Below are 6,535 nucleotides of genomic sequence, written 5' to 3' on the forward strand. Positions count from 1 at the left end.
CCGAGGGATGCGCGCCGACCGCGCTCTCGCCGACGCGACGCTTCCGAGAACCGATCCGTCCCATGCGTCAGTCCATGCGCCGAGGGAGAGTCCGGAGATTGAAGCTCGCAGGTCTCCCACCATATCCATGGTCTTCGCGAAGGGAGACGCGTCTGTCGAACGTGTTTGCGCATAACCTGCGGCGTATGCTCTTCCAGGTCAGTCTACCTGCTGGCCGTCAGGTTGATGCGCTTGTTGGGCAGGCGCCTGTTGCCACGAGCCACGCTCGATCAAGTGTCTGTGCGAGTCGAGCGGAGAGTCAATTCCTAGCCGTTCATAGAACCCGTCCAAGAAACCGAGCGACGCGCCAACTGCCCATGTTGCGCATGCCGCATTGAGACACTTCAGCGGGAAGTAGCCTCCGGCGAGGTTCTCCCGGATGAAGGATGGTAGAACGAAGCCTTTGCCGCGCAAAGCCTTAGCGAAGTCCTTGCGCTCCGATTCACTCCCCCAAGTCGACTTGTAGTGCACCAACTCATTGCGCAGATTCACAAGGAGCGCAGCATCTTGCCAAGGCTGCTCACCCCGGTTGAGGGGTTCTCTACCGAGCAGATGGAGGATGGTCTCAAAACGTGACAAGGCTGGTTGCTTGTCGATCATCCCGGCCAAGGGTGACAGGAAGTCCAATGAAGTCTGGTCGATACCGCCAGCCCCGTGATGATGCCCAGGACCGTGATGAACGACGTCCCAAGCCTCGGCTTCCATTGCGGCGGTCGACTGCATGATTGCTCCGAGCACCAGGCTTCGGTGAAGCACAATCTTGGGCGTGTCGTCGAACTCGATATCGTCCGCCTCGATGTCTTGGGCGAGACCGGCCTGAGCCGCCGCACCAGCCAGGAACTGCCACGTGAACAGGAATCTCGCATCCAGCGGCAACGTCACCTCGTCCGCGGAGTGGGAATGGGTGCTGTCGTCGATTTCGAGCACGTGACTGGTCGGGGTCTCGGCTTCCTCCGGCATGTCCCCTCCGTTCTGCCCAACGTGTTTCGGCGTCAGCTGCAGCCGCGAAGCGGCTGTCTGCTGGACGCCGTGGTTCGGCAGCCCCCAAACGACGGTCGAGACACGATGACGCAGCTCTTCGTACTAGCGGCGCCCTCTTCGCCCAAGACGCACCTCCTCAATCCAGGTGAGGAGCTGTGGGCCATCTACGAGCAGCAGCCGGTTCCGCATGGTGTCAGCGAACTTCCGTGCAGCGGGCTGGAACGCTGAAGTTGTCACGAATACGCCCTTGTTCGCTTTCTCGGCGTCGACGACACCGCTCAAGGCGGCGACCGCCTCCAAGCCGACCTTCCTGGTCAGCATGTAGTCCTTGACCTGGACGAGGGTCAAGAGACTCCCTACCGGCGACTGGAGCATCAGTCGTATGTCGACCCCGCCGTCCGCTCTTCCCGGACCGAGCTGCGCTTCGCAGCCGCGGTCCTTGAACAGCTGCGCAATGGCCTCTTCACTTCTCCTCCAATGAGGGGCGGGCCCATCCCCCTTCAAGTAAGAGTAGAGCTCCTCATACCTATCCGCGGACTGCAGCTCCTCAACCACATCCCCAACGACTGGCTCCAGCTCATGGCACGCGTCGTTGAAGACGTCGTTCTCATACTCAATGCGCGCCCAGAGTTCCCTCTGCATCGTCTGCCAGTCCAGTACCTTCTCCAACCTCAGAAGATCGCCGTAGCGCTGGTCAATCCCGGCTTCGACCTCGTCGAGACCAAGGCCGAGACCCAGAGAGCGTCCCTCCAGGTGATTCAGTCGCTCGAAGTAGTCGTGCGCACGCGTGCCGACTGCCTCCAGATTGCGCCACTCGAGGAGTATGTCCTGCAGGATCCCGATCTCACGCTCCCGCGATTCGTACTCATGCGAGAACTGCCGGATGTACTTCGGCATTCGAGGGCCCTTCCAGGGCTTGGTCCTGTCTCCCACTGGTGCCCCCCAGTCCTAGTCGCCCAAGGCCGCCGCACGCACGACTCATCGAGTCGTCACTTGGCCTGCCGAACGTGTTACGGCATGAGCCGCGCCCTACGACTGCCATGGTAGCCGATGGTGCGCGAAGACGGCTCGATGCCGGGGTTAGTCACTCGTCATCGCTTGGGACGGAACTCCACGCTCTCGAAGCCGTTGAAGTGCGAGTCCTGCGTCCAGAGCACGGCATCCTCCGCGCGAGCGGTCGCAAGGATCATCGAATCAGCCATCGCAAGACCGGTCTCGAGGGAGGTTCGAGCTGCGTCCAAGGCCAGCGAGGGCGTCAGGTCGACGACTCTGCCCTGCATCATGACAGCGACTGCATCAAGCGCCGTGGTCTCGTCCGCGATCTGATGAGTTCGCTTGAACACCTCGAAGAGTGTGAGCGCGGGGACGACCAGGTCGTCCGGCTCCTCGATCGCTTTCGCGAATTCCGAGGCGTTGGGACCGTCGCCGAAGTACTCCAGCCATGCCGAAGAGTCGACAACGTTCACACGCGGTCCTCGCGATCACGCTCGAAGCTCGTGTCGCGGCCGCGAAGCATCCCGCGTAGCGCGCGAGCCGGCCTTACTGGGATGAACTCGATCCGTTCGCCGTAGGCGATGGCCTGCACCTTCTGGCCTGGCACCAGATTGAGCTGCTCGCGGATCGCTTTCGGGATCACGACCTGGAACTTGGGAGAAATGGTGACTGCGTCCATCGTGCACCTCCTGCTTGTACTACGCATATTGTATCGATAGCAGATACGTATGACAAGCGCACGAACCATAGCTCATGGCAGCGGCGGAGAGACGATGTGACTAACGTGTTTGCGCGTAACCAGCAGCGCGGCCACGCGACCCTCACTGCCGAGGATACCGTTGCACGCTCGCGCTGTCTGTGTTGACGCGCGGGTTAGGCATGCCTCCCCGCTACACCGCAGCAGCAAGCCAAGCATCAATCTGGCTGAGCAGCCCCTGAGTGAGTCCGTTCAGTTCAGCCGGGTAGTACAGGTAGTCCGCATCTCCCGATAGGGCTCCATGGGCAATCCAAGCTTCGCCACGCTCGAGGTACGCTGCCTCGCTCATTCCCCGGTATTTCTCGTACGGATAGCGCAGTTTGACAAAGTTCTCCCCGAGGTACTTGAGCACAGTGGGGACTGCATCGTAGTTGCCGGTCGGACGTGCCCTACGGGCCGATGCCTCGACCCGAGCGCGAATGGGTCCGGGAATCTCCCCATACAGCTCGTCATACTTGTGACTGTTGCTGGGTTCGCCGACGTATACCCGAAACAACGCTTTCAAGAGAATCTCAAGTGCGAGCAGTTCGAGTAGGTACCCGGAGTCGGATTGACGGTGCGCCCGAGAACCAAGATCCTCGCTGTCTGCCAGCCGAATAGATGCCTCATGTCGCATCAGTTCTATCTCAAACCGGCTTGGAGCGGGATGGCTGGTTGGTTGATGCGGCAGCGCATCCGAGTCCTCTATTCCTGCGGTACACAGTCTCACGTTGGACATCGCCTTAAACGAGAACGATCTCTCCGACTCGCGAAGGGTGCAGTACGCGCGCAGACACGGGCTTAGATGCATTTGGAAAGCGATTGGCACGACGACTCTGTGCGAAGCGGATCCATCTTGCGCCAAGTAGTCGAACTCGAGCGACGAACCGCTGTACAGCGCTTCTCGTGCAGCAAGCATTGAATTCGATTGCTGCCCCAGAAGCAGGATCACTGGAGCGCTGTCATGCTCCTTCTCGCTGGAAAGAAGCGTGCGCAGTCGTTCCAACAGCGCCTCTCGGTCGTACTCCTCATCCACAATCAAGAGGCGGCACTCATGATCCTCGCACAGACGTCGCTTCTTGAGATCTCGATCGTATTGGTCTCGAAATCTCATCTCCCCGCCGAAGTGATCAACAGGCATGAAGTGTTGAAGCCCCTGGAATTCGATGGCCAGGTTGCTGTCCGGAAACCAGACGTCCAAGTGCTGTCGCTCCAACCATTCGGGTCTTCCATGGTGCTCAACACGATGCGTCTGGCCGAATTCTCTCGCTACAGTGTCGAAGAGGAAGCGCTCACGTGCGGCCTGGGCGTCCGTCTCCGCATGTCTGAGCAGCGCCCGGGCTGTTTGCATGGATTCCTTGAGGATGCTGCGCCATTGCCTTTTGACCTCGCGCACGGCATCCAACGTTAGCGGTGTGCCGTTGAGCGTCTCGCTTCCGAGCGGAAAGTCCTTGGGCCAGGACAGCGACTGACAGTCGTGCATGCGCGAGCAGTGCGCTATCAAGTCCTCACCATGCTCAGCCTCAAACGCCTCAAGACGTTGGGTGACAAGTTCACCTATCAAGTCGCCATGCTCTTGCTCGTAGATGCTGTAGGATTGCCAATCCAGCACATCAACCATCGTCGCGAAATCGAGTCGCATCATGCCCCCCTCCATGCCTGCGGCGCCCACTCGGACGAGGCATCGGCTATGCCTAACGTGTTGCGGCATGAGCCGTGCCCTACGACTGACATGGTAGCCGATGAAGTGCGAAGTCGGCTCGATGCCGGGGTTAGACACACCCCTCAGCGCACGTCATCGCCACTCAACTCACGCCGCTCGTGAAGAACCATCGTTATCGTGACGGAGTCGGAGTCGACGCGGTACACCAGGCGATATGGGCCGATGATGAGCTCGCGGACGTCGGCGCGTGCCGCCTCCGGGACGACCCTGCCCCGGTCGGGCAGCTCACTGAGGCTCTCGCCTGCGTCGAGGAGGCGCTCCAGCCACGCAAGGGCCGCCTCCGGCCGGTCCTGCGCGATGAATGCTATGGCCTCGTCGAGCTGCGCATGGGCTTGCTCGGTCCAGGCAACCCTCACAGCGAGTACTTCTCGCGCATCCGGCGGGCGACTTCATCGTGGGGAATCACTTGTCCCGCGGCGATTTGAGCCTCCGACATGGCGAGATCGCGCAGCAACTCGATCTCGTCGATCAGGCCCTCGTAGACTTCTGGGTCCAACAACACAGCTGCGCTGCGGCCGTGTTGGGTGAGGATCACCGGGCGCTTGGTCGAGTGCATCTGCTCGATGACCGCGGACGCGTTCGCGCGGAACTCCGTTACGGGGCGGACATCGGTCGAGGGGCGAAGCGGCGACATGGGAACCTCCGATACAGGACGCCATTAAGTACATGATAGCGTACTGTGCCTCAGCATGCGATACGTAGCGGGGTTGTGTCTAACGTCCGGCAGTTGAGCGGCGAACGAAGTGAGTCCGCTCGAACTGCTTGTTCGAATCCACACCGTCCTAGCGCCGGCGGCTCCAGTAGAACGGCCGACGACGGTCGTGCGCCACGGCGAGTACGCGGATCACGTCGCCGACGACCGAGTACATCACCGAGTACGGGAATCGCTCCACTCGCATCCTGCGGACCCGTCCACGTATCACTGCGGCTGACTCGGGATGCGTCCGCGCATGCGCGGACGCGTGCTCGACGGCTTGGATGAATCCCTCGCCCAAGGAGACACGCTCCATGGCGTAGAAGGCAACGGCCTCGTCGAACTCAGCCTGGGCTCCTTCGTGGAAGCTGATGCCGAGACTCAACGTAGGCGAGCCCGTGCCGATGCGAACACCTCGTCAGCGGGGATGGAACGCGCAGTGCCGTTGTCGAGTTCCGCGTCGCGACGCATTGCCTCTTCGACCCAGAGTCGCTCGATCTCCGACTCGCTGAGTTCGTCGAGGCTCACAATGAGCTCAGACGCGAGCTGCGCTCGCTCGTCAGGATCCAGGCGGAGGGCCTCAGCTTTGAGTTCGTCGATAGTCACGGCAGTTCACCTCGTCTTCATCCAGTCACGACCCATCATATGCCCGAACCGGACAGCCTGACCACGGCTGCAGGGTGTTGGTTCGAACGTAGTGCGCGTAACCTGCAGACCGAGGCCGGTGAGACCTCGTAAGAAGCGTAGCTTCATCGCCGAGGTTTGTCAGGTTGACGCGCTGGTTCGGCGAGCGGGAAGGACGGCGGTAGCCGTCCAGGGCGATGCAGAGGCGGACGACCTTGCCCGCAGGTCGGCTCACTCGCCGAGAACCGGCCCGACCGGCCCGCTCCCGCTTGCGCACACCTCACCGCCGTGTCTCGCGGGTCCCGATCGCCAAGGAGCCTTCGTCCACCACGCGTGCGCGGAGACCGACTTGCCGCCCTCCCGACTGCCCATGTGTGGGACCGTGCGCCGAGACAGAGTTCGGAGATTGAGCCTCACAGGTCAGGCGAAGCCGCGCGCGCACGAGAGGTGTGGATCCGGATGCGGCGAGAGCGGTGCAGAGGCGGACGACCTTGCCCGCAGGTGGATGCGCCCGCGTGCGCGAAGCCGTCCCGCTCACCGACGCTCGCGCTCTCCCCGCCGACGCAGCCGACGGGCTGCTATCGCCGAGGACTCCCGCCGACCGCGCCCGCGCCGAGGGGATGCTTCAAGGCGCGACCGGCTCCATACGTCAGACCTTGCGCCGAAGGGGAATCCGGAGACCTGGGCTCACAGGTCACCCCCCATAGTCATGGTCTTCACGGAGAGTAGCCCGTCAGCCGAACGT

The 6,535-nt window shown here is 61.8% G+C and carries 9 protein-coding genes; all 9 read right to left on the bottom strand.

Annotated elements, in window-relative coordinates; translation table 11 throughout:
- Nucleotides 1-198 precede the first annotated feature (198 nt).
- Nucleotides 199-999, bottom strand: a complete 801-nt coding sequence (locus Q8K99_06280) for a hypothetical protein (GenBank protein ID MDP2182158.1) — start codon at nt 997-999, stop codon at nt 199-201.
- 123 nt (nt 1,000-1,122) lie between these two features.
- Nucleotides 1,123-1,917, bottom strand: a complete 795-nt coding sequence (locus Q8K99_06285; protein MDP2182159.1) for a restriction endonuclease — start codon at nt 1,915-1,917, stop codon at nt 1,123-1,125.
- Nucleotides 1,918-2,111: 194 nt separating this feature from the next.
- The gene (locus Q8K99_06290) at nt 2,112-2,486 is read right to left on the bottom strand and encodes a type II toxin-antitoxin system VapC family toxin (GenBank protein MDP2182160.1); all 375 of its coding nucleotides are present in this window, start codon (nt 2,484-2,486) and stop codon (nt 2,112-2,114) included.
- Nucleotides 2,483-2,692 carry an AbrB/MazE/SpoVT family DNA-binding domain-containing protein gene (locus Q8K99_06295; protein ID MDP2182161.1) on the bottom strand — a complete coding sequence of 70 codons (210 nt, stop codon included), beginning with the start codon at nt 2,690-2,692 and terminating at the stop codon, nt 2,483-2,485. Before Q8K99_06295 ends, Q8K99_06290 begins: the two co-directional genes overlap by 4 nt.
- Nucleotides 2,693-2,903: 211 nt before the next feature.
- On the bottom strand, nt 2,904-4,394 hold the full coding sequence (locus Q8K99_06300) for a hypothetical protein (GenBank protein MDP2182162.1): 1,491 nt from the start codon (nt 4,392-4,394) through the stop codon (nt 2,904-2,906).
- A gap of 140 nt (nt 4,395-4,534) precedes the next feature.
- The gene (locus Q8K99_06305; protein MDP2182163.1) at nt 4,535-4,828 is read right to left on the bottom strand and encodes a type II toxin-antitoxin system RelE/ParE family toxin; all 294 of its coding nucleotides are present in this window, start codon (nt 4,826-4,828) and stop codon (nt 4,535-4,537) included.
- Nucleotides 4,825-5,106, bottom strand: a complete 282-nt coding sequence (locus tag Q8K99_06310) for a type II toxin-antitoxin system Phd/YefM family antitoxin (protein MDP2182164.1) — start codon at nt 5,104-5,106, stop codon at nt 4,825-4,827. The genes Q8K99_06305 and Q8K99_06310 overlap by 4 nt, the downstream gene beginning before the upstream one ends.
- A 148-nt stretch (nt 5,107-5,254) precedes the next feature.
- A complete protein-coding gene (locus tag Q8K99_06315; GenBank protein MDP2182165.1) occupies nt 5,255-5,551 on the bottom strand; it encodes a type II toxin-antitoxin system RelE/ParE family toxin in 297 nt (98 codons plus the stop codon).
- A complete protein-coding gene (locus tag Q8K99_06320) occupies nt 5,548-5,772 on the bottom strand; it encodes an addiction module protein (GenBank protein MDP2182166.1) in 225 nt (74 codons plus the stop codon). Before Q8K99_06320 ends, Q8K99_06315 begins: the two co-directional genes overlap by 4 nt.
- Between the last annotated feature and the right edge of the window lie 763 nt (nt 5,773-6,535).

Source organism: Actinomycetota bacterium, assembly GCA_030682655.1.
In the GTDB taxonomy this organism is placed as follows: Bacteria; Actinomycetota; Coriobacteriia; order Anaerosomatales; family JAUXNU01; genus JAUXNU01.

What these genes read in the sequence shown, in the direction of transcription:
- Q8K99_06295 (MDP2182161.1), bottom strand. Translation starts at nt 2,692, where the DNA reads ATGGACGCAGTCACCATTTCTCCCAAGTTCCAGGTCGTGATCCCGAAA.
- Q8K99_06300 (MDP2182162.1), bottom strand. Translation starts at nt 4,394, where the DNA reads ATGATGCGACTCGATTTCGCGACGATGGTTGATGTGCTGGATTGGCAA.
- Q8K99_06285 (MDP2182159.1), bottom strand. Translation starts at nt 1,917, where the DNA reads ATGCCGAAGTACATCCGGCAGTTCTCGCATGAGTACGAATCGCGGGAG.
- Q8K99_06280 (MDP2182158.1), bottom strand. Translation starts at nt 999, where the DNA reads ATGCCGGAGGAAGCCGAGACCCCGACCAGTCACGTGCTCGAAATCGAC.
- Q8K99_06310 (MDP2182164.1), bottom strand. Translation starts at nt 5,106, where the DNA reads ATGTCGCCGCTTCGCCCCTCGACCGATGTCCGCCCCGTAACGGAGTTC.